Origin of the sequence: Peterkaempfera podocarpi, assembly GCF_042466665.1 — a bacterium.
Lineage (GTDB): Bacteria > Actinomycetota > Actinomycetes > Streptomycetales > Streptomycetaceae > Peterkaempfera > Peterkaempfera podocarpi.
Genome location: NZ_CP162102.1, coordinates 6541422 through 6566898, shown reverse-complemented (window position 1 = coordinate 6566898; position 25477 = coordinate 6541422). Strand labels below are relative to the sequence as shown.

Genomic DNA, 25477 nt, shown 5'->3' with positions numbered 1-25477 from the left:
CTCGCCACCCCCGGTCGCTGCCCCGGATCGCCACCTCCGCCGCCCCGGGCGCGGCGGACGCCGCCCCGTCGCCGGCCGGGAGCGGCACCCCGGACGCGGACCCCGGCCGGGGGTGAGCTGGGGTCAGTCGGTCAGTGGCCGGGTCATGGTGCGGTGGGGAAGGCCGCCGTCGAGGTACTCGGGGCCATGGGCGGTGTAGCCGAGGCGCTCGTAGAAGCCGATCGCGGTGACCTGCGCATGCAGCTCCATCTCCTGGGCGCCCTGCTCCACCCCGGCCTGCTCCAGCGCGCGGACCAGGGCCACGCCCAGACCGGTGCCCCGGGCGGCGGGCAGCACGGCGAGCCTGCCGAGCAGCACCACACCGTCGCGGCCGGACTGCTTGCGGGCGGGCTCACCGTGGATCAGCCGGCCGGTGCCCAGCGCCTCCCCGCCGGGTCCCGCGGCGAGCATATGGACGCAGAGCGGGTCGAGGTCGTCCCACTCCTCGTCCTCGGGGATCTGCTGCTCGACGATGAACACCTCACGGCGGACCCGGTGCACCTGCTCCATGTCCTCGGCGGTGTCGGCGATACGGATGACGGCGTCCACTCAGCTCTCCGCGGTGATGATGTCGAGGGCCTTGGCCAGGTCCTCGGGGTACTCGCTGTCGAACTCGGCCCACTGCCCGTCCGAGGGGTGCTCGAAGCCCAGGTGGACGGCGTGCAGCCACTGCCGGGTGAGGCCGAGCCGCTTGGCGAGGGTGGGGTCGGCGCCATAGGTGAGGTCGCCGACGCAGGGGTGGCGCAGCGCGGACATGTGGACCCGGATCTGGTGGGTGCGGCCGGTCTCCAGCTTGATGTCCAGCAGCGAGGCGGCCCGGAAGGCCTCGATCAGGTCGTAGTGGGTGACCGAGGGCTTGCCGGTGGCGACCACGGCCCACTTCCAGTCGGAGCTGGGGTGCCGGTCGATGGGGGCGTCCACGGTGCCGTGCATCGGGTCGGGGTGGCCCTGCACCAGGGCGTTGTAGCGCTTGTCCACGGTGCGCTCGCGGAACTGCTGCTTCAGCAGGCTGTAGGCCAGCTCGGACTTGGCGACCACCATCAGGCCGGAGGTGCCGACGTCCAGGCGGTGCACGATGCCCTGGCGCTCGGCGGCGCCCGAGGTGGAGATGCGGTAGCCGGCCGCGGCGAGGCCGCCGATCACGGTGGGGCCGGTCCAGCCGGGGCTGGGGTGGGCGGCGACGCCCACCGGCTTGTCGACGACCACCAGGTGGTCGTCGTCATGGACGATCCGCATGCCCTCGACGGGCTCGGCGACGATCTGCACCGGCGCGGGCGGAGCGGGGATCTCGACCTCCAGCCAGGCACCGGCGGTGACCCGGTCGGACTTGCCCGCCGTGGCGCCGTCCACCCGGACCTTCCCGTCGGCGGCGAGTTCGGCCGCCTTGGTGCGGGAGAAGCCGAACATCCGGGCGAGGGCGGCGTCGAGACGCTCCCCCTCGAGGCCGTCGGGTACGGGCAGGGTACGGATCTGCGCTGCGGTGCTCACCCGAACGAGTATGCCGGACCGCCGGACCGGCCACGGCCACGCCGGCCGCGGTCAGGACTGCTCGGCGGCGTCCTGCTCCTCCTCGCGCTGCTCCTCCTCACGGTCGCGCTGGACGGAGCCGTCCGGGTTGGAGCCGCGGAAGGAGAGCAGCACCACCAGCACACCGCCGCAGACGATCGCGGAGTCGGCGAGGTTGAAGACCGCGAAGTGCTGCAGCGAGATGAAGTCCACCACATGGCCGCGGAAGACCGCCGGGGCGCGGAAGAGCCGGTCGGTGAGGTTGCCCAGGGCGCCGCCGAGCAGCAGCCCCAGCGCGACCGCCCAGGGCAGGCTGTAGAGCTTGCGGGCGATCCGCCAGATGACCACGATCACCGAGGCGGCGATCAGGGTGAAGACGATGGTCAGCGCCTGGCCCATGCCGAAGGCCGCGCCGGGGTTGCGGATCACCTGGAAGGTGAGCACATCGCCGATGACCTGGATGGGGGCGTGGCCCTCCAGCCTGGCGACCACCAGCAGCTTGCTGCCCAGGTCGATCAGGTAGGCGAGCAGTGCGACCACCAGCAGCACGGTGACCCGGCGGCGGCGCGCCGCCGGGACGGAGCCGGCCTCGGCGGGCTGCTGTGCCGACTCCTCGGCGCCTACGGGCGTCTGCTGTGCCGCGGCGTCGACGGCGTTGTCCCGGGCCGCGCCGCCCTGGGTCTGGTGGGAACCTGGCGTACTGATGATGCGCTCCGCTGCCGTCACGGGTGGTAACCGGCCCCGGGGCCGGGGCGGCGCTGTCGAGGTCGAGCGTACGGCACCGGGGCGGCAGCGGGAGGGGCCGGGCCGAGGCGGTCCGGCTAGCGCCGCTCCTGCTTGGCCTTGCACTGCACGCAGAGGGTGGCCCGCGGGAACGCCTGGAGACGGGCCTTGCCGACGGCGTTGCCGCAGGACTCGCAGAGTCCGAAGCCGGTGCCCTTCAGCCGGCCGAGGGCCCGCTCGGTCTGGGCGAGCATGTCGCGGGCGTTGTTGGCGAGCGCCAGCTCGTGCTCCCGGGAGATGTTCTTGGTGCCTGCGTCCACCTGGTCGTCGCCGGCGCCGTCGCCGGAGTCGCGCATCATGCCGGAGATCGCCGCCTCGGCGGTGTCGATCTCCAGGCTCAGCCGCTGGGCCTCGGCGGTGAGCTCGTCGCGCAGCTCGACGACCTCCTCGGCGGTCCAGGGGTCCTCCCCCGGGCGTACCGGGAGGTCCGCCGGGTCCAGCGGGCCGGGCTCCGGCACGGCCGCGGTGGCGACCGTCCTGGGCGTGGCTGCCGCGGCATGGGTGCGGCTGGACACCGCCGGGCGTGCGGCGGCGGTACTGGTCTTGCGGCGCGTGGTCACTGTCCCCTCCCCCGGGTCCGCCACGGCCCTGCGGCCGCCTGGTGGCGGTGGTCCCGTTCTCAGCCTTCTCAGCCATGGCTACGACCCCTTCACGAATGGCGGTGTCCGGCGGTTCCCGGTCCGCTCGGTGCCGGAACGATAATTCGCTGCGATTCATGCCACAACCGGACATTCCGGCATGCGTCCGATGTCCACCCGAGGAGGCCCCTCCTCCGGCCTGACGAGGTTGTGCCCAGAACGTGACCCGTTAACCGCAATCCGTGTCCGCCACCGCCCGCCGCAGCCAATGCGGTTGCATCGGCCTATACACTGCTGGTGCGAGGCGTTGATGGGGACGAGTACCGCCGTACGCAGCCAGCAGCGAACCGGGGACGGTGGGAGCCCGGGGGCGTGCGCGACGGGAAGATCACCCCGGAGCCGCCGGAAGAACGGCCCCCAGGGGCCCGGTAGACCCGGCAGCAGCATCAATGAGTGGGCCGCGGCAGGCACCCCGTCCGCAGCCAAGGAGGGTGGTACCGCGGGGCCGCACACGCTGCCTCGTCCCTCCGTCGGAAGCCGTATCGACGCATCCGCCGGAGGAAGGCCCCCGCGATGACCAACCCCGAAGAGCCCCGCTACCGGGCCGTGCCCGCGCAGGTCGACCTGCCCGCCCTGGAGCACCAGGTGCTCACCTTCTGGCGGGACAACAAGATCTTCCAGCGCAGCCTGGAGCAGTCCGAGGGCCGCCCCGAGTGGGTCTTCTTCGAGGGCCCGCCCACCGCCAACGGAATGCCCGGCGCCCACCACATCGAGGCCCGCGTCTTCAAGGACGTCTTCCCCCGCTACCGCACCATGAAGGGCTACCACGTCGGCCGCAAGGCCGGCTGGGACTGCCACGGGCTGCCGGTCGAGCTGGCGGTGGAGAAGGAGCTGGGCTTCACCGGCAAGCAGGACATCGAGGCGTACGGCATCGCCGAGTTCAACGCCAGGTGCCGCGAGTCCGTCACCCGGCACACCGACGCCTTCGCCGAACTCACCGAGCGGATGGGCTACTGGGTCGACCTGGACCAGGCCTACCGCACCATGGACCCCGCCTACATCGAGTCGGTGTGGTGGTCGCTGAAGCAGATCTTCGACAAGGGCCTGCTGGTGCAAGACCACCGGGTGGCCCCCTGGTGCCCGCGCTGCGGCACCGGCCTCTCCGACCACGAACTGGCCCAGGGCTACGAGACCGTGGTCGACCCCTCGGTCTTCGTCCGCTTCCCGCTGACCTCCGGCCCGCTCGCCGGCAGCGCCTCGCTGCTGGTCTGGACGACCACGCCGTGGACCCTGGTCTCCAACACCGCCGTCGCCGCCCACCCCGAGGTCACCTATGCGGTGGCCACCGACGGCAACGAGCAGCTGGTCGTCGCCGAGCCGCTGCTGGCCAAGGCGCTGGGCGAGGGGTGGACCGCCACCGGCCGGACCTTCACCGGCGCCGAGATGGAGCGCTGGACCTACGACCGCCCCTTCGCGCTGGTCCCGATCGAGGACGCCCACTACGTCGTCAACGACACCTATGTGACCACCGAGGACGGCACCGGCCTGGTCCACCAGTCCCCCGCCTTCGGCGAGGACGACCTGAGGGTCTGTCGCTCCTACGGGCTGCCGGTGGTCAACCCGGTGCGCCCGGACGGCACCTTCGAACCCGAAGTACCGCTGGTCGGCGGGGTCTTCTTCAAGAAGGCCGACGAGGCGCTGGTGGCCGACCTGCAGGCACGCGGCCTGCTCTTCCGCCACCTGCCGTACGAGCACAGCTACCCGCACTGCTGGCGCTGCCACACCGCGCTGCTCTACTACGCCCAGCCGTCCTGGTACATCCGCACCACCGCGGTCAAGGACGCCCTGCTGCGCGAGAACGAGCGCACCAACTGGTTCCCGGAGAACATCAAGCACGGCCGCTTCGGGGACTGGCTCAACAACAACGTCGACTGGGCGCTGAGCCGCAAGCGCTACTGGGGCACCCCGCTGCCGATCTGGACCTGCGAGCAGGGCCACCTCACCTGCGTCGGCTCCCTCGGCGAGCTGGGCGAGCTGGCCGGCCGCGACCTCTCCTCGCTGGACCCGCACCGCCCCTACATCGACGACATCACCCTCGACTGCCCCGAGTGCGCCTCCACCGCCACCCGGGTGCCCGAGGTCATCGACGCCTGGTACGACTCGGGCTCCATGCCGTTCGCGCAGTGGGGCTACCCGTACCGCAACCAGGAGCAGTTCGAGAAGAGCTACCCGGCGCAGTTCATCTCCGAGGCCATCGACCAGACCCGTGGCTGGTTCTACTCGCTGATGGCCGTCGGCACCCTGGTCTTCGACCGCAACTCGTACGAGAACGTGGTCTGCCTGGGCCACATCCTCGCCGAGGACGGCCGCAAGATGTCCAAGCACCTGGGCAACATCCTGCAGCCGATCCCGCTGATGGACCAGCACGGCGCGGACGCGGTGCGGTGGTTCATGGCCGCCGGCGGCTCCCCGTGGGCCGCCCGCCGGGTCGGCCACGGCACCATCCAGGAGGTGGTCCGCAAGACCCTCCTCACCTACTGGAACACCGTCGCCTTCCAGGTCCTCTACGCCCGCACCGCCGGCTGGGCCCCCTCCGCCGCCGACCCCGCGGCGGCCGAGCGGCCGCTGCTGGACCGCTGGCTCCTCTCCGAACTGGGCATCCTGGTCAGGGAGGTGGATGCCGCCCTCGAAGCCTTCGACACCCAGCGGGCCGGCCGGCTGCTCTCCGCCTTCGTCGACGACCTCTCCAACTGGTACGTGCGCCGCTCCCGCCGCCGCTTCTGGCAGGGCGAGCCCGCGGCGCTGGCCACCCTGCACGAGGTCGTGGACACCGTCACCCGGCTGATGGCCCCGCTGGTGCCGTTCATCACCGAGCGGGTCTGGCAGGACCTGGTGGTGCCGGTGGTGCCGGACGCCCCCGCCTCGGTGCACCTGGCCACCTGGCCGGAGGCCGACGAGAGCGTGATCGACACCGACCTCTCCCGGCACATGGCCCTGGTCCGCCGCCTGGTGGAACTCGGCCGCGCCACCCGGGCCGACTCCGGGGTGAAGACCCGTCAGCCGCTCTCCCGGGCACTGATCGCCGCCCAGGGCTGGGAGGAGCTGCCGGCCGAGCTGCGCGGGCAGATCGCCGAGGAGCTCAACGTCTCCGAGCTCGCCTCGCTGGCCGAGGTCGGCGGCTCGCTGGTGGACACCACCGCCAAGGCCAACTTCCGGGCGCTGGGCAAGCGGTTCGGCAAGGGCGTCCAGGACGTCGCCAAGGCCATCGCGGCCGCCGACGCCGCCGCGCTCTCCGCCGCACTGCGCGCCGGGGGCACCGCCACGGTCGAGGTGAACGGCGAGGCCGTCGAGCTCACCCCGGACGAGGTCGTGGTGACCGAGACCCCGCGCGAGGGCTGGGCCGTGGCCAACGAGTCCGGCGCCACCGTCGCCCTGGACCTGCACATCACGCCCGAGCTGCGCCGCACCGGCGTCGCCCGGGATGTGATCCGGCAGGTCCAGGAGGCCCGCAAGACCAGCGGCCTGGATGTCGCCGACCGGATCGTGCTGCGGTGGACCGCCGACGACCCGGAGACCGCCGGGGCGCTGGCCGAGCACGCGGGGCTGGTCGCCGACGAGGTGCTGGCCGTGGACTTCGCCCAGGGCGAGGCCGACTGGGCCTCCGAGGCCTTCACCGACGAGTCCCTGGGCCTCTCCTTCCGCCTGCGCAAGGCCTGACCCCGCCGGGGCGCCCCGGGGCCTCCACCGGGCCCGGGGCGCCCCTCCGGCGGCCGCCCACGGCCCCGGGGGAGGCAAGGCGGCACCCCGGCACCGCCGTGGACACGCGGCCCGCTGCGGCACCCGCGGTCCCTGACGGCACATCCGTCCCCCGCCGAGCGGCGCCACCACCACGGTGGCGCCGCTCGGCGCGTTTCACCCCCTGGCGAGACACCCGGTCCACACCGGCCTCCCGGACGGGCACAGACGACGGCGCCCCCACTGCATCGCAGTGGGGGCGCCGTCGTCTGCTCCGGTTCATGTGATGAGCATCACGCTGAACCCGTCGCTCAGTTGTCGTTCTCCTCGTCGATGAGGAAGCCGCGCATCGGGGTGGGAGCCTGCTGCAGCGGCTGCGGGGGCTGCGGCCGGACCGCGGACATCGGCTGGGTCATACCGGCCGGTGCCATCGGCGAGTTCTGACCACCGAAGCTGGGCTGGTTGCCGCCGCCGAAGGACTGCTGTCCACCGAAGCTGGGCTGGTTGCCGCCACCGAAGGACTGCTGTCCACCGAAGGTCTGGCCGCCCATGCCCGCCGGAGCACCGGCCGGGGCCATCGACGCCGGGGGCAGCGAAGCGGTGGCCGGGGTGCGCGGCGGGGCGAGCGAGTCGTCCGCCTGCGACTCCAGCTGGCGCAGCTGGGTCTCCAGGTAGGACTTCAGCCGGGTCCGGTACTCCCGCTCGAAGGCACGAAGGTCCTCGACCTTGCGCTCCAGCGTGGCGCGGGCGGACTCCAGGGAGCCCATGGCCACCCGGTGCTTCTCCTGGGCGTCCCGCTCCAGGGCGTCCGCCTTGGAACGGGCGTCGCGCTCAAGGCCCTCGGCGCGGCTGCGGGCCTCGCCGACGATCTTGTTGGCCTCGGAGCGGGCCTCGGCGATCGCCTGGTCGGCGGTCTGCTGGGCGAGCGCCAGCACGCGGGCGGCGCTGTCGCCACCCGGGCCCTGCTGCTGCTGCTGCATGTGCGGGGGGCCGCCCATGGGGCCGCCCATCGGGCCACCCATGGGGCCACCAGGACCCATGGGACCGCCCATGGGGCCACCAGGACCCATGGGACCGCCCATCTGCTGCGGCATCTGCGGCTGGCCACCGGGGCCGGCGGGCAGCTGCGGCGGGCCGCCCATCTGCTGCTGGCCGCCCATCTGCTGCTGGCCGCCCATCTGCTGCTGACCGCCCGGGGGCAGGCCGAGCTGCTGGGGTCCGCCCATCTGCTGCGGCATCTGCGGCTGGCCCGGGATGGGCGGTCCGGATATGGCAGCGGGCACCGGAGCGTTGGGGCGCTGCGGCTCCTGCTCCTTGCGCATGTTCTGCTGGTTCTGTGCGGCCGCGCGGGTCGCAGCGGCCAGCTTGGCGCGCAGGTCCTCGTTCTCTCGGAGCAGTCGCGTCAGCTCTGCTTCGACCTCGTCGAGGAAGGCATCGACCTCGTCCTCGTCATAGCCTTCGCGGAGGCGGACGGTCGTGAACTGCTTGTTACGAACGTCCTCGGGGGTCAACGGCATCTCTTCACCTCAACGTGATCGTCGGCACACCGGCGTCCTGTCGCGCGCTTACCACGGCAGTCTCACCACGAGCGAGATCAGGACATACACAATGATCATCAGTACGAAGAAGGACAAGTCGAGCGCCACGCCCCCGAGACGTAGCGGCGGGATGAACCGCCGCAGAAGCTTGAGCGGCGGATCCGTGACAGTGTACGTGGCCTCGAGGACCACAACCATGGCCCTTCCGGGGCGCCAGGATCGGGCGAACTGGAACACCCAGTCCATCACCAGCCGGAAGAGCAGGATGATCAGGAAGACGGTCAGTGCGTAGTAGAGCACTGCCGACACGATGCCCATCGCGCTTCCCTCTCCCTGTCCGTTCACTCACTGTCAGCGGATCCGTACCTGGTGTCGTGGCTGGGTCAGCTCTGGTTGAAGAACCCACCCTCGGCGATACGGGCCTTGTCCTCCGCCGTGACATCGACGTTAGCAGGAGACAGCAGGAACACCTTCTGCGTCACCCGCTCGATGCTGCCGTGCAGACCGAAGACGAGTCCAGCCGCGAAGTCTACGAGGCGCTTGGCGTCGGTGTCGTCCATCTCCGTGAGATTCATGATCACGGGGGTGCCGTCGCGGAAGTGTTCCCCGATGGTGCGGGCCTCGTTGTAGGTTCGGGGGTGGAGTGTGGTGATGCGGTACGGCTCTCGCTCGTTGACGACCTTGGGCATGATCACCGGGGCGCTCTTCTCCACGTGGCGGCGTTCGGGTGTGATGGAGGACACCGGAGCCATCCGCGCCGGCTCCTGGCGAATCGGCACCGCCTGCGCCGCAGGGGCAGCGTGCGGGGCCGCATGGGCCGCGGCCGCCACCGGTTGCTGCCGGGGCACCTCCTCGGTGCGCGCGCCACGCAGCGGCTCCGGGTCCGCGTCGTAGTCGTCGTCGGGGTCGTACCCCTGGCCGTCGTACGTCTCGTCCTCCACGAGGCCGAGGTAGACCGCCATCTTGCGCATAGCGCCGGCCATACTCCTGTCCTCCGCTCTGTGGTGGATCGGCCCGTCACCGGCCAGACCCCGCCCCCGACGGCGCCGGGGGTCGGGACCGCGGTCCGCCCGGCGCCCGACGTTCCGTCAGGTCCGCTGCGTGGCCGCGGACACACGATCCACGATTCGCCGCCGCAATGCGAAGGCGATACATCTTGTCCTATTTTGTCCTGTGGTCTGATCTACTAACCGGTGACGTTACCGGAGGGGTGGCCGTGCGCCGAGTACCGCCGTTCCGACGCGCACATGTGTCGCACCGGCAGCAACGGCCTGTTCGAGGTCGCCACTCATCCCCGCCGAGACCATCGTGGCAGCCGGATGGGCCGCCCGTACTGCGCTTGCGATTTCCGCCAGTCGACCGAAAGCCGCCGCCGGATCGCCGGCGTACGGACCGGCGAGCGGAGCGACCGTCATCACCCCCGCGAGACGCAGTCCCGGTGCCGCCGCGACCGCCTCGGCGAGGGCCTCGACCTCGCCCGGCGACGCACCGGCCCGGCCGGCGCCCCCGGCCGACTCCCGGTCGAGAGCCACCTGCACCAGGCAGCCCAGTTCCGGTCGTCCGGCTCTCACCACCTCCGAGGAGAGGGCATTCACCAGCTTCAGCCGGTCCACTGAATGCACATAATCCGCATAACCGACCACAGAGCGGACCTTGTTGGTCTGCAACTGCCCGACGAAGTGCCAGGTGAGTGACAGGTCGGCGCAGTCCGCGGCCTTGGGGGCGGCATCCTGGTCCCGGTTCTCGGCCACCTCCCGCACCCCCAGGGAGGCCAGCAGCCGGGTGTCCCCGGCCGGGTAGGTCTTGGTGACCACGACCAGGGCGACCTCGTCGCGCGGGCGCTTCGCGGCGGCGCAGGCCGCAGCGATGCGCTGCTCCACTTCGGCGAGATTGGCGTGCAACTGCTCGCGGCGCGCCCGGTCGTGCGCGGTCAGGGCATCGGGGAACGACGGGCCGTCGGGGAACGACCCGTCATGGTGATTCGTCATCTCTCCTGTGGATCCAACCAGACGTAGCCGGCGAGGCGCCCGGTGCGCTGATCGCGGCGGTAGGAGAAGTGGTCTGCCGACTCCAGGGTGCAGACCGGGGAGCGGAGGAGGTCGGTGACGCCCGCTTCGGCGAGTTGGGCGTGCACTCCACCGGGCACATCCAGGGCCGGGGTGCCCCAGCCGGTGGTGGCGTGAGCCGCCGGGACGGCGGCGGCGACCTCGGCCCGCATCGCCTCGGGGACCTCGTAGCAGCGGCCGCAGACGGTGGGGCCGGTGGCCGCGGTGATCCGCTCCGGCCGGGCACCGAGCCGCACCATCGCCTCGACGGCCGCGGGGACCACCCCGGCGGCGAGTCCCGGCCGGCCGGCATGGGCGGCGGCGGCGACTCCCGCGACAGGGTCGGCCAGCAGCACGGGGGTGCAGTCGGCGGTCAGCACCGCCAGGGCGAGCCCGGGACGGGTGGTGACCACCGCGTCCACCCGGGGTGCCTCGCCGTCGCGCTGGCGGCCGGTGATCTCGGCGACCTCGCGGCCGTGCACCTGGTTCATCCAGACCACGTCCGCGGGGTCCAGCCCGAGGGACCCGGCGGCGAGCGCCCGGTTCCTCCGCACGGCGGCGGCGTCGTCGCCGACCGCGCCGCCGAGGTTGAGCTCTCCGTACGGCTCGGAGCTCACTCCGCCCCACCGGTCGGTGAAGGCGAAGTGAGCCCCGTCGCGCTCGATGCGCTGCCCGATCACGTGCCGCTCCTCGGGCGCGCCGCTATCGGTGCGGTCACTTGAGGAAGTCCGGGACGTCCAGCTCCTCGGCCGGGGTCTCGACATAGGGGCGGACCGGCGGGACCTGCGGCGGCACCGGGGAGCTCACCGGGGCGGGGGCCGACTCGGAGCGGCTCGCCGGCACCTCGTCCGCGGCGGCCACGGAGCCGAGGGAGCCGTAGGAGGGCCGCGAGGGGGCCGGACGGTCGCGGTCGCGGTCCTGGGGGGTGGACTTCACCACCGGGTCGCGGACGATGGCCGGGGGCTGTCCGCCGTCGAAGCCGGCCGCGATCACGGTCACCCGCACCTCGTCGCCGAGGGCGTCGTCGATGACCGCACCGAAGATGATGTTGGCCTCCGGGTGGGCGGCCTCGCTGACCAGCTGGGCGGCCTCGTTGATCTCGAAGAGACCGAGGTCCGAGCCGCCGGAGATGGAGAGCAGCACCCCGCGGGCACCATCGATGGAGGCCTCCAGCAGCGGCGAGGAGATGGCCATCTCGGCCGCCGCCTTGGCGCGGTCCTCACCGCGGGCGGAGCCGATGCCCATCAGGGCCGAACCGGCGTCCGACATCACCGACTTGACGTCCGCGAAGTCCAGGTTGATCAGACCGGGGGTGGTGATCAGGTCGGTGATGCCCTGCACACCGGAGAGCAGCACCTGGTCCGCGGAGCGGAACGCGTCCAGCACGCTGACCTGGCGGTCGGAGATGGAGAGCAGCCGGTCGTTGGGGATGACGATGAGGGTGTCGACCTCTTCGCGCAGCTGCGCGATGCCGTCCTCGGCCTGGTTGGCGCGGCGGCGGCCCTCGAAGGTGAAGGGCCGGGTGACCACACCGATGGTCAGTGCGCCCAGCGAGCGGGCGATGTTGGCCACCACGGGCGCGCCGCCGGTGCCGGTGCCGCCGCCCTCGCCGGCCGTGACGAAGACCATGTCGGCCCCCTTGAGGACCTCCTCGATCTCCTCGCGGTGGTCCTCCGCGGCCTTGCGGCCGACCTCGGGGTTGGCGCCTGCGCCCAGGCCCCGGGTGAGTTCACGGCCCACGTCGAGCTTGACGTCGGCGTCGCTCATCAGGAGGGCCTGCGCATCGGTGTTGATCGCGATGAACTCGACGCCCTTGAGCCCGACCTCGATCATCCGGTTGATGGCGTTGACGCCACCGCCGCCGATTCCGACGACCTTGATGACTGCGAGGTAGTTCTGCGGTGCTGCCACGTCGAAGGCCTCTCGCCTCGAGTTACCGGGTCGGACGGCTGCGTGGTGACTGCCGTACGACGGATGCCCATGGGTGGGGTGCCCGTTTCCGGGGTCGATGCCCCGGAATGCCGACCGCCGACCCGAACCCTAACCTTGAGGTTTAGGGTTACTGCTGTGTCAGTGTCTCTTTCAACGTCCTGATGACACAGGACACTAGGTCGATGCGCGGCTGCGTTCAACGAACACGCCGAGCCTCCTGCTTTTCTTTTGAGCCTATGTGATCACCCAACGGCCCACTCAGCCGGGGTGGACCATGGTCGGGCCGCACGCGCCCCGCGTCAACACCCCTACAGTCCGTCAACCCGCCGTGGCTGGGGCATCCGGAGCACTGACGTCATACGTCCGGGCGGACCTGGTGAGCAGCGCCGTGAGCACGGCTGCCTTGCGGGCCCCCCGTTCGGCGCTGCCCCACAGTACGGTGCGGCCGCCGTCCAGCCGCAGCTCGATGTCGTCAAAGGAGTGCACCTCGACCGCCGAGGCCTTCCCCGCCACCGCGGGCGGCAGATCCCGGGCCACCTGCACCGCAGCGGCGATCAGGTCCTTCTGCGGGAAGGCCGCCTCCGCGTCCCTGGCCGCCGGGGACTCCTCGAGCTCCACCACCGGTACGCCCCTGGGCGGTGCCGCGTCGGTGGCGAACCGCACCCCGGCGGCGTCGACCCGGGTGTAGCGGCCGTCGGCCCCCTTCACCGCCGCCACCGCCCGGCGCTCGGTGACCTTGATCCGCAGCGTGTGCGGCCAGCCCCGCCAGACCTCCACCCGCTCCGCCTTCTTCAGCCGGCCGGTCACCCGCCGCCGCACCGCGTCGAGATCCACCCGGGCCAGCGGACCCCCGGGGTGCACCCCGGCCGCGGCGACGACCTGGTCGGCCGTCAGCTCGTGGTTGCCGGTGACCGCGACCGTACGGACCGCCAGCACCGAGGAGAAGAAGACCAGCCAGGCGCAGACCGACACCAGCACCAGGCAGAGTGCGGCCAGCACGGCCACACCCCGCCGGGACAACCGGAGGCGGGGCAGCGGCCCTTCGGCCGCCGCCCGCTCCGGCTGCTCCCCGCGGCGCTGCGGGGCGATCGGCTCAGCCACGGTGCGGGCCGTGCCCCCTTGCCGCGCTGATGGCCTCGTAGACCATGCCGACCAGCAGGTCGTCGGCGTCCCGGCGGCCGAACTCCGCGGCGGCGCGGCTCATGTCCCACAGCCGCTGCGGGTCGGTGAGCACCGGCAGGACACTGCCGAGCACCCACTCGGGCGTCAGCTCGGCATCGTCGACCAGCAGTCCACCGCCGGCCTTCACCACGGGCTGGGCGTTGAGCCGCTGCTCGCCGTTGCCGACCGGCAGCGGGACGAAGGCCGCGGGCAGGCCCACCGCGGCCAGCTCGGCGACGGTCATGGCGCCGGCCCGGCAGAGCATCATGTCGGCGGCGGCGTAGGCGAGGTCCATCCGGTCCAGGTAGGGGACCGCGCGGTAGGGCGGCATCCCGGGGATGTCGTCGACCCGGGGCAGCTCGTTCTTGGGGCCGACGGCGTGCAGGATCTGCACCCCGTACTGCTGCAGCCGCGGGGCGATGGCCTGGACGGTCTCGTTGAGCCGCCGGGCGCCCTGGGAGCCGCCGGTGACCAGCAGCGTGGGCAGCCGCTGGTCGAGGCCGAAGTAGTGGCGTGCCTCGGGGCGGGCGGCCTGCCGGTCCAGGGTGGCGATGGTGCGGCGCAGCGGGATGCCGACATAGCGGGCGCCGCGCAGCTTGCTGTCGGGGGTGGAGACCGCGACGAAGTCGGTGTAGCGGGAACCGACCTTGTTGGCCAGGCCCGGGCGGGCGTTGGCCTCGTGGACCACGATCGGCACCCCGGCGCGCTTGGCCGCCAGATATGCCGGCATGGCCACATAGCCGCCGAAGCCGACCACGGCGTCGGCCTTGGACCGCTCGATGATGTCCTGGGTGGCCTTGACGGTGGCGCGCAGCCGGCCCGGGACGGTGATCAGCTCCGGGGTGGGGCGTCGCGGCAGCGGAACCGCCGGGATCAGCTCCAGGTGGTAGCCGCGCTCGGGGACCAGCCTGGTCTCCAGGCCCCGCTCCGTGCCCAGCGCCGTGATGCCGACCGTCGGGTCGTGCCGGCGGAGTGCGTCGGCGAGGGCGAGCGCGGGCTCGATGTGACCGGCGGTCCCCCCGCCGGCGAGTACGACATGCACCGAAATTCACCGCTCCCTGCGCGGCTGCCCGGTGGCGGGCCGCGCTGTGGTTCGTCGTGGCAGCACCCGGGCCAGGGTCGCCCTGATCCGGGAGGTGGAGCCCCGTGCGGCCAGGGCCGCCCTGGCCCCCGGCTCGCTCCGTGCGAAGCACAGCAGCATGCCGATGGCGAACAGGGTCGGCAGCAGTGCGGACCCTCCGTAGGAGAACAGCGGGAGCGGGACTCCCGCGATGGGCAGCAGTCCCAGCACCGCACCGATGTTGATCACAGCCTGGGCCATGATCCAGGTGGTGGCGCCTCCCGCGGCATACCTGACGAAGGGGTCCTTCGTGCGTCCGGCCACGCGGATACCCGCATACCCTAGTGCCGCGAAGAGGCCGAGCACCGACAGCGTCCCCGCCAGGCCCAGCTCCTCGCCTGTGACGGCGAAGATGAAGTCGGTGTGGGAGGCCGGCAGCTGGCCCCACTTCTCCACCCCGGCGCCCAGCCCGGAGCCGAAGAGGCCCCCGGAGGCCAGGGCGTAGAGGCCGTGCACCGCCTGCCAACAGGGCTCGTCGGGGCCGGTGTGGGTGACACCCACGCAGTTGATCCGGGCGAGCCGGTGCGGGGCCAGCACGATCAGTGCGGTGGACATCACCACCGCGATGCCCGCCGCCCCGGCGAAGAGCCGCACCGGTGCACCGGCCATCCACAGCAGCCCGAAGAGCACCGCGACCAGGATCATCGCGGTGCCCATGTCGCCACCGGCCATGATCAGCATCAGCAGGAAGACCGCGCCCGGCACCAGCGGCACCAGCAGGTGCTTCCACTGGTCCAGCATGCGCATCCGCTGCTTGCGGGCCAGCAGGTCGGCGCCCCAGAGCACCAGCGCCAGTTTGCCGAACTCGGAGGGCTGGATCTGGAAGAGGCCGACATTGATCCAGTTGCGGTTGCCGCCGACCTCCACGCCGATGCCCGGAATGGTGACGAGGATCATCAGGAAGATCGAGCCCAGCAGCAGCGGATAGGCCAGCGCCCGGTGCAGCGCCACCGGCAGCCGGGCGGCCACCAGCATCAGCCCGAGGCCGAGGACCACCGCCATCAGCTGCTTGAGGAAGTAGAACAGCACCGGCAGGCCCTGGCTGAGCGCGGTGATCTGCGAGGCGGAGAAGACCATCACCAGCCCCAGCACCAGGATCAGCAGACTGGCGCCGAGGATCAGGTAGTAGGCGGTGAGCGGCCGGTCGAGGGTCCGCCGGAAGCGGGCGGTGAAGGCCCGCAGGGCCGCGGTGCGCCCGGCGGCCCGGAAGGTGGTGGCGGATGCCGAGATGACCGGGAGGCGGGCGGCGGACCGCTGGGGCGGCGGCGCGGACGTCCGTCCGCGTACCTGTTCTGGCACCGCTCGCCCCTTCCCGGTCGTTCTCCTCAGCGTCGTTCCAGCTCACGTACGGCGGCGGCGAAGAGGTCGCCGCGCTCGCCGTAGTTGGTGAACATGTCCATCGAGGCGCAGGCCGGGGCCAGCAGCACGGTGTCACCGGGCCCGGCGAGGTCCGCGGCGGCGCGGACGACGGCGGTCATCGCCTCGGCGCCAGTGTGACCCTCGGCCGGCTCGATCACCGGCACATCCGGGGCGTGTCGCCGCAGTGCCTCGCGGATCACCGCCCGGTCGGCGCCGATCAGCACGACCCCCCGCAGCCGGTCGGCGGCGGTGGCCACCAGCTCGTCGAAGGCCGCGCCCTTGGCGAGACCGCCCGCGATCCACACCACCGGCCGGTAGGCGGCCAGCGAGGCGGCCGCGGCATGAGTGTTGGTGGCCTTGGAGTCGTCGATGTACGTCACCCCGTCCACCACCCCGACCTCCGCGATGCGGTGGGCGTCGGGGCGGAAGGCCCGCAGTCCGTCCCGGACCGCGCGGGGCGGCACCCCGTAGGCGCGGGCCAGGGCCGCGGCGGCCAGGGCGTTGGCGATGTTGTGCGGGGCCGGCGGCCGTACGTCGTCCACGGATGCCAGCTCGGCGGCGCTGCGCCGGCGGTCCTCGACAAAGGCCCGGTCCACCAGCAGGCCGTCCACGACGCCGAGTTCCGAGAGGCCGGGGGCGCCGAGGGTGAAGCCGACGGCGCGGCAGCCCTCCTCGACATCGGCCTCGCGGACCAGGTCCTCGGTGGCCTTGTCGGCGGCGTTGTAGACGCAGGCGACGGCGTTGCCCTGGTAGATGCGCCCCTTGTCGGCGGCGTACGCCTCCATGGAGCCGTGCCAGTCCAGGTGGTCGGGCGCCAGGTTGAGCACCACGGCGGAGTGCGGGCGCAGCGAGGGCGCCCAGTGCAGCTGGTAGCTGGAGAGCTCCACGGCGAGCACGTCGTAGGGCTCCTCGGCCAGCACCGCGTCCAGCACCGAGACGCCCACATTGCCCACGGCGGCGGTGCGCAGACCGGCCGCGGTGAGGATGGAGGCCAGCATCTGCACGGTGGTGGTCTTGCCGTTGGTGCCGGTGACGGCCAGCCAGGGGGTGGGCTCGCCGGTGGCCGGGTGCGCCCGGCGCAGCCGCCAGGCCAGTTCCACATCGCCCCACACCGGGACGTCTGCGGCGTCGGCGGCGGTGAAGAGCGGGCTGGACGGCGGCCAGCCCGGCGAGGTGACGACCAGCCGGGTGCCGTCGGGCAGGGTGTCGCCGTCGCCGAGGCGTACGGTGACGCCGTCCGCCTCCAGGCCGGCGGCGCGTTCGCGCAGCGCCGGGGAGTCGCCGCCGTCGACGACGGTGACGGCGGCACCCAGGCCGTGCAGCACCCGGGCGGCGCTGATGCCGGAGACGCCGAGGCCGGCGACGGCGACGGGCAGGCCGGCGAAGCTTTCGGTCATCCGGTCACCCAGCCCGCGTAGAAGAGTCCGAGGCCGACGGCGACACAGAGGCCCTGGATGATCCAGAAGCGGACCACGATGAGGACCTCGCTCCACCCCTTGAGTTCGAAGTGGTGCTGGAGCGGTGCCATCTTGAAGACCCGCTTGCCGGTCATCCGGAAGGAGCTGACCTGGATGATCACCGACAGGGTGATCAGCACGAAGAGGCCGCCCAGCAGGGCCAGCAGCATCTCGGTGCGGGAGCAGATGGCCAGACCGGCCAGCGCGCCGCCGAGCGCCAGGGAGCCGGTGTCGCCCATGAAGATCTTGGCGGGTGAGGTGTTCCACCACAGGAAGCCGAAGCAGGATCCCATCAGCGCCGAGGCCACCACCGCGAGGTCCAGCGGATCGCGGACGTCGTAGCAGTTGGCGGTGGCGGTGAGGGTGAAGGCGCAGTTCTGGCCGTGCTGCCAGACGCCGATGAAGACATAGGCACCAAACACCATCACCGAGGCGCCGGTGGCCAGGCCGTCCAGGCCGTCGGTGAGGTTCACGCCGTTCGACATCGCAGCGATCATGAAGTACGCCCAGATGACGAACAGCACGGGCCCTATCGACCAGCCGAAGTCCTGGACGAACGACAGCTTGGTGGAGGCCGGCGTCAGCCCCCGGCTGTCGTGGAACTGCAGGGCCAGCACGGCGAAGGCGAGGCCCACCGCGGACTGTCCGACCAGCTTGGCCTTGGCGCGCAGGCCGAGCGAGCGCTGCTTGACGACCTTGATGTAGTCGTCCAGGAAGCCGACCAGTCCCAGACCCGCGGTCAGGAACAGCACCAGCAGCCCGGATGCGGTCGGCGGCTTGTCGGGGACGATCACATGGGTGATCGCATAGGCGATGATCGTCGCCAGGATGAAGGCGATACCGCCCATCGTCGGGGTGCCGCGCTTGCTGTGGTGCGCGGCCGGGCCGTCGTCCCGGATCATCTGGCCGTAGCCGTGCCTGGCCAGCACTCTGATCAGCAGCGGGGTCCCGATCAGCGTCAGGACCAGGCCGATCACTCCCGCGAAGAGGATCTGCCTCACTTCGCCGCTCCTGTCGCCTCGTCACCGGCGAGCAGGGCCTCGGCGACCCGCTCCAGGCCGGCCGCCCGGGAGGCCTTCACCAGCACCACATCCCCTGGCCGTACCTGATCGCGCAGCAGCTCGACCGCCGCGTCAGCGTCGGACACCAGCACCGACTCCTCACCCCACGAACCTTCGTTCTTGGCACCCATGTCGAGCCAGGCCGCCTCGCGGCCCCCGACCGCCACCACCTTGGTGATGTTCAGCCGGACCGCCAGACGTCCGATGGCGTCGTGCTCCGCGAGGGTGTCCTCGCCGAGCTCCCGCATCTCGCCGAGCACCGCCCAGGTACGGCGGCGCTCCTCGCCGGTGCCGGCCATCGCCGCCAGCGTCCGCAGCGCGGCCCGCACGGACTCCGGGTTCGCGTTGTAGGCGTCGTTGACGACGGTGACACCGTCGGCCCGTTCGACGACCTCCATGCGCCAGCGGGAAAGCGCATCCGCCTCGCCCAGGGCAGCGGCGGTGTCGTCGACGGACATCCCCAACTCCCCTGCCACCGCTGCGGCGGCCAGGGCGTTGGAAACGTGGTGCTCACCGTACAGGCGCAAGGTCACGGAGGCGGAACCGGTGGGGGTGGTCAGTGTGAAGGAGGGGCGGCCGGAAGCGTCCAGGCGTACGTCCCGGGCCCTGAACTGGGCCTGTTCCGACTCGCCGAACCAGACCACCCGGGCCCGGGTGCGCGCGGCCATGGTCCGTACCAGCGGGTCGTCGGCGTTGAGGACGGCCACGCCGTCGGCCGGCAGCGACTCCACCAGTTCGCCCTTGGCCTCGGCGATGGCGGCCTTGCCGCCGAACTCCCCGGCGTGCGCCGAGCCGACGTTGAGCACCAGGCCGATCCGCGGCGGGGTGAGGCGGGTGAGGTAGGCGATGTGGCCCTTGCCGCGGGCGCCCATCTCCAGCACCAGGAAGCGGGTCTCACGGTCGGCCTGCAGCGCGGTGAGCGGCAGTCCGATCTCGTTGTTGAAGTTGCCCGCCGGGCAGACCGTCGGGCCCAGGCGCCGCAGCAGCTGTCCGATCAGGTCCTTGGTGGAGGTCTTGCCGGACGAGCCGGTCAGGCCCACCACCGCGGCGTCCGGCAGCCGGTCGACGACCGCGCGGGCGAGCAGGCCCAGCGCCGCCACCACATCGTCCACCACCACCGCGGGGACGCCCACCGGGCGGGTGGCCAGCACCGCGGTGGCACCGTCGGCCACCGCCTTGGCGGCGAAGTCGTGCCCGTCCACCTGCTCGCCCTGGACGGCCGCGAACAGCCCTCCCGGCTGCACCTGGCGGGAGTCCACGACCACCTGGGCGGTGATCGGGGCCTGCGGGTCGGGGGCGTCGTGCAGCGTCCCCCCGACGGCCGTGGCGACCTCGGCGAGGGTCAGTGCGATCACTGGGGATTACTCCTTGGAGTCTGCCGGGCCGGCGCCCGCGGGACGGGGCTCCTGTACTGCGGCCTCCGGGTGGTGGCCGCTGCCGAGAATCGCCTCGCGCAGCACCTCCCGGTCGTCGAAGGGTCGGACCTCGTCGCGGACGTACTGGCCGAGCTCATGGCCCTTGCCCGCGACCAGGACCGAGTCGCCCGCATGGGCGCGGGCCACGACGGCGGCGATCGCCTCCGCCCTGCGGGGCACGACCAGCACATCGCCGCGCTCCTCCTCCGGGACCTCCACCGCGCCGGCGAGCATGGCGAAGAGGATGGCCAGCGGGTCCTCGGTACGGGGGTTGTCGCTGGTGAGCACGGCGGTGTCGGCCAGCCGTGCGGCGATGGCGCCCATGGAGCCGCGCTTGTGCGGATCGCGGTCTCCGCCGCAGCCGATCACCACATGCACCTGGCCCTTGGTGACCTCGCGCAGCGACTCCAGAACGGCCTTGAGGGCGTCGGGCTTGTGCGCGTAGTCGACCACGGCCAGGTACGGCTGGCCGCCGTCGACCCGCTCCATCCGGCCGGGCACCCCGGGGACGGCGGCGACTCCGGCCACCACGTCCTCCAGCGGCAGCCCGGCGGTGGCCAGGGCGGCGATCGCGGCCAGCGCGTTGGCCACGTTGAACGGGCCGGGCAGCGGCACCGAGGCGTCGGCGGCCACACCGCCCGGGCCCACCACGCGGAAACTGGAGTCGGCCGGGCCCAGGTGCACGGCCTCGGCCCGCCAGTCGGCGGCCGGGTCGCCGGCCGCCGAGAAGGTGACGACCGGGATGGCCGCTTCGGCGGCCAGCCGCCGGCCGTAGGGGTCGTCCAGGTTGACCACGCCCCGGCGGGCCCGCCGCTCGGTGAAGAGCTGCGCCTTGGCCCGGAAGTAGTCCTCCATGTCGGGATGGAAGTCCAGGTGCTCCGGGGTGAGGTTGAGGAAGACAGCGATGTCGTAGACGACCCCGTCGACCCGGCCGAAGACCAGGGCGTGGCTGGAGACCTCCATGGCCACCGCGTCGGCGCCCTGCTCGCACATCAGCGCGAGGATGGCGTGCAGATCGGTGGACTCCGGGGTGGTGCGCTCGCTCTTGATCCGTTCGGTGCCGACCCGCATCTCCACGGTGCCGATCACCCCGGGGGTGTGTCCGCCGCCCCGCAGCCCGCCCTCGACCAGGTAGGACGTGGTGGTCTTGCCGTTGGTCCCGGTGACGCCGACGGTCAGCAGCCGCTCGGCCGGGGCCCCGTAGACGGCTGCGGCCAGCGTGCCCATCCGGGTCCGGGGGTCGTCCACGACCAGCAGCGGAACACCGCAGCCGGCGGCCTGCTCGGCCCCGGCCCGGTCGGTGAGCAGCGCCACCGCGCCGGCCGCCGCGGCCTGCGGGGCGAAGGCGGCGCCGTGGTGGTTGGCGCCGCCGAAGGCGACGTACAGGTCACCGGGGCGCACCGCGCGCGAATCATGGGTGATGCCGGTGACCAGGCCTCCGGCGCCGGGCGGCTCCAGGCCGAGCAGGCCGGCGATCTCGCCGAGCGGGGTCGGACGGACCACGGCGGGGCGCGGTGGGACGGACTGCTGCGGTGTCCCTGGGTCTCGCGGGGGCTGATCAGGTTTGGGCACGGCAGGCAGGGTATCCGGAGCGGCAGCGCCGGGGCCAAGCGAGTGGTCGCGGGCGCCGTCCGCCGGCTCCGGGGGGGTGATCGACCTCACGGCGTCTCCACTGTTGCTGCTCATGGGGAGGGCTTCCACTCGACGGGCAGATTGGGGGGTGCGGTGCCGGTGGGCGGCACCCGCAGGGTCTTCAGGGCGAACTCCATCACCTGCTTGAACACCGGGCCGCACAGCTGGCCGCCGAAGTGCCCGTTGGTGGGGTTCTGGATGGCGCAGGATACGGTCAACCGGGGTTTGTCGGCAGGGGCGAAGCCGATGAAGGACGCCGTGTAGCCGGAGTAGCGGCCGGTACGGGGGTCCACCCGGTTCGCGGTTCCGGTCTTGCCTGCCACCCGGTAGCCGGGGATCTGCGCCATGGTGCCGGTGCCCTGCTCGTCGGTGACCACCGACTCCAGCATCCGGGAGAGGGTCGCGGCGGTCTGCTCGCTGACCACCCGGGTCTGCTCGGGGGCCGGGGCGGGGGTGTAGCGGCCGTCCGGGCCGGTGGTGCCCTGGACCAGGCTGGGGTCGACCCGGACCCCGCCGTTGGCGATGGTGGAGTACACCGAGGTGGCCTGGATGGCGCTCAGCGAGAGGCCCTGGCCGAACGGGATGGTGTACTGCTGGGAGCCCTTCCAGTCGGCGCCCTTGGCGAGGATGCCCTGGGTCTCGCCGGGGAAGCCCAGGCCGGTGGGGCGGCCGATGCCGAACTTCTGCAGGTAGCCGTAGAGCACCTGGTTGGACTGCGCCTGGGTCTTGCCCAGGTGCTCGGCGGCCTCGATGGTGCCGATGTTGGAGGACTTGGCGAGCACCCCGTTGAGGGTGAGGTGCCAGGTGCCGTGGTCGACGTCGTCGTGGAAGATCCGGTCGGCCCGGTGCAGGGTGCCGGGCACCGTGACATGGGTGTCCCAGGTGGCGGTGCCGGAGTCCAGCACGGCGGCCATGGTCATCAGCTTGGCGGTGGAGCCGGGCTCGTAGACGTCCTGCACCGCGGGGTTGCCCAGGGTGCCGGGTGCGGCGTGGGAGAGGTCGTCGGCGTTGAAGCCGGGGGCGGTGGCCATGGCCAGCACCTGCCCCGTCTGCACGTCCTGCACGACGACATAGCCCTTCTCCGCCCCGGCGGCCTTCACCCGGTCGGTGATGGCCTGCTGGGCGGCCCACTGGATGTCGCGGTCCAGGGTGAGCCGCAGGTCCGTACCCGGCACCGCGGCGCGCTCGTGGAATCCCGCGGTGGGCACCAGGCGGCCGCCGGACTGGGCATAGGTGATCCGGCCGTCCCGGCCGGCCAGTTCGGCCTGGTACTGCTGCTCCAGGCCGGCCGCGCCGACGCCCTCGCCGTTGACGAACCCCACGACGTTGGAGGCCAGACCGCCCGCCGGGTAGACGCGCTTGCTGGTCTCCCGGTGGAAGACCCCGGCCAGCACATCCGCGCAGCCGGCCTCCACCCCGGTACGGCCGCCCTCCGCGGCGGGCCTGCCCACCGTGCGGGCCTGCGCCTGGCAGGCCGGGGTCGCGGCCTGGCGGGCGAAGCTGGTCTGGAGCGCGGCGATCTGGGACCAGGTCTGCGGGGTACGCCGTCCGGCGAGCAGGGCGTAGCGGGAGCGGGGCGTGCTCAGTGCCTTGACCAGCTTCGCCCGGTCCACTCCCAGGATCGGCGCCAGCAGCGCGGCCGCCTGCTGGGGGGCGTCCGGCACCTTGGTCTGCTCGGGGGTGAACATCGTGGGGTCGGCGGTGATGTCATAGGCGTCGACCGTGGTGGCCAGGACCACCCCGGAGGCGTCCGTTATGGCACCGCGGTCGGCGGGGAGCACATCGTCGACATAGCGGTTGACGGTGGCCTCGGCGGCCAGCGCGGAGGCATCCACCACCTGGAGCTGGACCAGGCGCCCGATGAACAGCGACAGCACCGCGGTCAGTGCCACGGTGACCAGCCGCAGCCGGCGCCGGGGGTCGCCGAGCCGGATGGAGCCGACCGGGGGGCGGCGGCGTGCGGCCGGACGCCCGGCCCGGCCCGCCGCCGCGGTGCGGGGACGGGGATGCGGGCGGGGCTGCCGGGTGGCGGGGCGGGGCGGCCTGCGGGGGGTGCTCATCGCGCGCCACCCCCCACGGGCCCGGCCTGGATGGCGCCGTCCGAGGTGGCCGGCACGGCCGCGGGCGGCTGCGGGGCGGGGCTGGGGAGGCTCCCCGGCGCGGAGGCGCCGGGTGCCGGGGTACCGCCGGCCTGCTCGGGCTTGCCGAGCACCTTGCCGTCGTCCTGCAGGAAGGCCGGGTTGCCGCCGGGCACCATGCCCAGCTCACCGGCCCTGCGCTGCAGCGAGTCGGGCGCCGACCACTGGTCGATCTGCTGCTCCAGGCTCTGCTGCTCGTCGGTGAGCCGGGTGGTCTCCTCGCGCAGCCTGCCCAGCTGGAAGGACCCCTGGTTGAGCGCGGTGTTCAGCATCAGCAGGCCGATCAGGCCGGCCGCCAGCAGCACCACCACCAGCACCGTGAAGGGGGTCCGGCCGGGCGTCGGACGACGGCCGGCCGAGGTCCTGCGCACGGTCGGACGCGGGATGGCCCCGGCACGGGCCGACGGCCTCCGCGCCCCTGCCGTCCCTGGTGCGGGCACGCTCAACTCCTCGCTCCTTCCCTCCCCCCGGGCCGCTGCTCCCGGCGCCGGCCCGGCCGCGGGGCGTCAGCCCCTGGCCGCGCTGCGCTCCCTGATCCTCTCCGCAGCGCGCAGCCTGGCCGGGGCGGCGCGCCGGTTCTCCTCGATCTCGGCCTCCGTGGGCAGCTCGGCGCCGCGGGTGAGCAGCTTCAGCCAGGGCTGGTACTGCTCCGGCACGACGGGCAGACCGGGCGGGGCCGTGCTGGTGGCGCCGGCGGCGAGGTACTGCTTCACCAGACGGTCCTCCAGCGAGTGGTACGACAGCACGGCGATCCTGCCGCCGACGGCGAGTGCGTCCAGCGCTCCGGGGACGGCCCGGTCGAGCACCGCCAGCTCGCCGTTGACCTCGATGCGCAGCGCCTGGAAGGTCCGCTTGGCCGGATTGCCGCCGGTGCGCCGGGTCGCCGCGGGAATGGCATTGCGCACCAGTTCCACAAGACGCGCGCTGGTGGTGAACGGTTCCTTCTCCCGTTCCCGGACGATCACGGTGGCGATCTTCTTGGCGAACCGCTCCTCGCCGTAGACCTTGAGGATCCGGGCCAGGTCACCGTGCGCATAGGTGTTGAGCACCTCGGCCGCGCTCAGGCCCCGGGTCTGGTCCATCCGCATGTCCAGCGGTGCGTCCTGGGCGTAGGCGAAGCCGCGCTCGGCCTCGTCCAGCTGCATCGAGGAGACCCCGAGGTCGAACAGGACGCCCTGCACCCTGGGGATGTCCAGCCGCTCCAGGACCGCCGGGATCTCGTCGTACACCGCGTGCACCAGGGTGGCCCGCTCGCCGTACGGGGCCAGGCGCTTCCCGGCCAGCTCCAGCGCGGCGGGATCGCGGTCCACCGCCACCAGCCGGGCCTCGGGGAAGGTCTGCAGCAGTGCCTCGCTGTGGCCGCCGAGCCCCAGGGTGGCGTCGACCACCACCGCGCCGGGCGCGGTCAGGGCCGGGGCGAGGACGTCCAGGCAGCGCTTCAGCATCACGGGGACGTGCTTGGGGCCGGGCTCGGTCATGAGAGGCCTCCCGCGGGGGCGGTGCGTGCGGGGGCGAGGGTGCTCATGGCGGGGTGGAGCCCTTCTTCCGGTGCCGCCGCCCCTGGACGGGGCGCCGTGACCGTCCCATGGTGCCCTGCCGGCGCCGCGGTGGAGGGACGGCCTCCCACCTCGGGGGTGCGGATGCCCGGGACACCTCGCCTGGTCCCCGCCCGCTCACTGGGGAAGTGACCCGTCTGGCACCGGGGAAGGGGTGTCAGGAGGTGCGGAGCGGGAGGAGGCCGGGCGCGGCGTCCGGCGGCCGGGGGCGGGGATCGCTCTCCGTCGTCCCGTACCGGCCTGACGACGTGTGACGACCCGTGGCACTCCGCGGTCACTCTACTCCACGCCCTGCCCCGGTCAATCGCCGGCGACGGCGCGCCACCCGTCCTGCCCAACGCCGAGCGGCAGCTCAGCGAGGCCCGCCGGGCGGCCGCCGCGGGGGCGGGCGGACCGGGGGCGCGCACCCGCCGGCGCCGGCG

21 protein-coding genes are annotated in these 25477 nt (G+C 72.7%); 1 reads left to right on the top strand and 20 read right to left on the bottom strand.

Going from position 1 to position 25477, the window contains the following annotated elements:
• Window positions 1-123: 123 nt before the first annotated feature.
• From AB0761_RS28955 to AB0761_RS28940, 4 genes are all read right to left on the bottom strand, one after another.
• Window positions 124-588, bottom strand: a complete 465-nt coding sequence (locus AB0761_RS28955) for a GNAT family N-acetyltransferase (RefSeq protein ID WP_377272086.1) — start codon at window positions 586-588, stop codon at window positions 124-126.
• The gene (locus AB0761_RS28950; RefSeq protein ID WP_377272085.1) at window positions 589-1527 is read right to left on the bottom strand and encodes an RluA family pseudouridine synthase; all 939 of its coding nucleotides are present in this window, start codon (window positions 1525-1527) and stop codon (window positions 589-591) included.
• Window positions 1528-1578: 51 nt separating this feature from the next.
• Window positions 1579-2271 carry a signal peptidase II gene (gene lspA, locus AB0761_RS28945; protein ID WP_377272084.1) on the bottom strand — a complete coding sequence of 231 codons (693 nt, stop codon included), beginning with the start codon at window positions 2269-2271 and terminating at the stop codon, window positions 1579-1581.
• 95 nt (window positions 2272-2366) lie between these two features.
• Window positions 2367-2888: a TraR/DksA C4-type zinc finger protein gene (locus AB0761_RS28940; protein ID WP_377272083.1), complete on the bottom strand. Its 522-nt coding sequence runs from the start codon at window positions 2886-2888 to the stop codon at window positions 2367-2369.
• Between the two features lie 591 nt (window positions 2889-3479).
• On the opposite strand from AB0761_RS28940, the gene ileS reads away from it, so the two are divergent.
• Window positions 3480-6623 (top strand): isoleucine--tRNA ligase, encoded by a 3144-nt coding sequence (gene ileS, locus AB0761_RS28935; protein WP_377272082.1) that lies wholly within the window; start codon window positions 3480-3482, stop codon window positions 6621-6623.
• A 329-nt stretch (window positions 6624-6952) separates the two neighbouring features.
• Here the strand turns inward: ileS and AB0761_RS28930 are convergent, their stop codons facing one another.
• The 16 genes from AB0761_RS28930 to rsmH form a co-directional block, all read right to left on the bottom strand.
• Entirely contained in the window at window positions 6953-8158 is a 1206-nt protein-coding gene (locus AB0761_RS28930) for a DivIVA domain-containing protein (protein WP_377272081.1), read from the bottom strand.
• A 48-nt stretch (window positions 8159-8206) separates the two neighbouring features.
• Window positions 8207-8497 carry a YggT family protein gene (locus tag AB0761_RS28925; RefSeq protein WP_377272080.1) on the bottom strand — a complete coding sequence of 97 codons (291 nt, stop codon included), beginning with the start codon at window positions 8495-8497 and terminating at the stop codon, window positions 8207-8209.
• Between the two features lie 65 nt (window positions 8498-8562).
• Window positions 8563-9162, bottom strand: a complete 600-nt coding sequence (locus AB0761_RS28920) for a cell division protein SepF (RefSeq protein ID WP_377272079.1) — start codon at window positions 9160-9162, stop codon at window positions 8563-8565.
• Window positions 9163-9378: 216 nt separating this feature from the next.
• Window positions 9379-10167 carry a YggS family pyridoxal phosphate-dependent enzyme gene (locus tag AB0761_RS28915; RefSeq protein WP_377272078.1) on the bottom strand — a complete coding sequence of 263 codons (789 nt, stop codon included), beginning with the start codon at window positions 10165-10167 and terminating at the stop codon, window positions 9379-9381.
• Entirely contained in the window at window positions 10164-10904 is a 741-nt protein-coding gene (gene pgeF / locus AB0761_RS28910) for a peptidoglycan editing factor PgeF (protein ID WP_377272077.1), read from the bottom strand. Before pgeF ends, AB0761_RS28915 begins: the two co-directional genes overlap by 4 nt.
• Window positions 10905-10938: 34 nt before the next feature.
• Window positions 10939-12135 (bottom strand): cell division protein FtsZ, encoded by a 1197-nt coding sequence (gene ftsZ, locus AB0761_RS28905; protein WP_377272076.1) that lies wholly within the window; start codon window positions 12133-12135, stop codon window positions 10939-10941.
• Between the two features lie 339 nt (window positions 12136-12474).
• Window positions 12475-13257 (bottom strand): cell division protein FtsQ/DivIB, encoded by a 783-nt coding sequence (locus AB0761_RS28900; RefSeq protein ID WP_377272075.1) that lies wholly within the window; start codon window positions 13255-13257, stop codon window positions 12475-12477.
• On the bottom strand, window positions 13250-14359 hold the full coding sequence (gene murG, locus AB0761_RS28895) for an undecaprenyldiphospho-muramoylpentapeptide beta-N-acetylglucosaminyltransferase (protein ID WP_377272074.1): 1110 nt from the start codon (window positions 14357-14359) through the stop codon (window positions 13250-13252). Before murG ends, AB0761_RS28900 begins: the two co-directional genes overlap by 8 nt.
• A gap of 6 nt (window positions 14360-14365) precedes the next feature.
• Complete coding sequence (gene ftsW / locus AB0761_RS28890) at window positions 14366-15736, bottom strand: putative lipid II flippase FtsW (protein WP_377272073.1); 1371 nt, start codon at window positions 15734-15736, stop codon at window positions 14366-14368.
• Window positions 15737-15762: 26 nt separating this feature from the next.
• Window positions 15763-17193, bottom strand: a complete 1431-nt coding sequence (gene murD / locus AB0761_RS28885; protein ID WP_377272072.1) for a UDP-N-acetylmuramoyl-L-alanine--D-glutamate ligase — start codon at window positions 17191-17193, stop codon at window positions 15763-15765.
• Window positions 17190-18254, bottom strand: a complete 1065-nt coding sequence (mraY, locus tag AB0761_RS28880) for a phospho-N-acetylmuramoyl-pentapeptide-transferase (RefSeq protein ID WP_377272071.1) — start codon at window positions 18252-18254, stop codon at window positions 17190-17192. The genes murD and mraY overlap by 4 nt, the downstream gene beginning before the upstream one ends.
• Window positions 18251-19669: a UDP-N-acetylmuramoyl-tripeptide--D-alanyl-D-alanine ligase gene (murF, locus tag AB0761_RS28875; RefSeq protein WP_377272070.1), complete on the bottom strand. Its 1419-nt coding sequence runs from the start codon at window positions 19667-19669 to the stop codon at window positions 18251-18253. The genes mraY and murF overlap by 4 nt, the downstream gene beginning before the upstream one ends.
• A gap of 6 nt (window positions 19670-19675) precedes the next feature.
• Window positions 19676-21391: a UDP-N-acetylmuramoyl-L-alanyl-D-glutamate--2,6-diaminopimelate ligase gene (locus tag AB0761_RS28870; protein WP_377272069.1), complete on the bottom strand. Its 1716-nt coding sequence runs from the start codon at window positions 21389-21391 to the stop codon at window positions 19676-19678.
• A 20-nt stretch (window positions 21392-21411) separates the two neighbouring features.
• Complete coding sequence (locus tag AB0761_RS28865; protein ID WP_377272068.1) at window positions 21412-23421, bottom strand: peptidoglycan D,D-transpeptidase FtsI family protein; 2010 nt, start codon at window positions 23419-23421, stop codon at window positions 21412-21414.
• Window positions 23418-23870, bottom strand: coding sequence for a hypothetical protein (locus tag AB0761_RS28860; protein WP_377272067.1), 453 nt, complete (start codon window positions 23868-23870; stop codon window positions 23418-23420). Before AB0761_RS28860 ends, AB0761_RS28865 begins: the two co-directional genes overlap by 4 nt.
• Window positions 23871-24005: 135 nt before the next feature.
• Window positions 24006-24977 carry a 16S rRNA (cytosine(1402)-N(4))-methyltransferase RsmH gene (gene rsmH / locus AB0761_RS28855; protein WP_377272066.1) on the bottom strand — a complete coding sequence of 324 codons (972 nt, stop codon included), beginning with the start codon at window positions 24975-24977 and terminating at the stop codon, window positions 24006-24008.
• Window positions 24978-25477 lie beyond the last annotated feature (500 nt).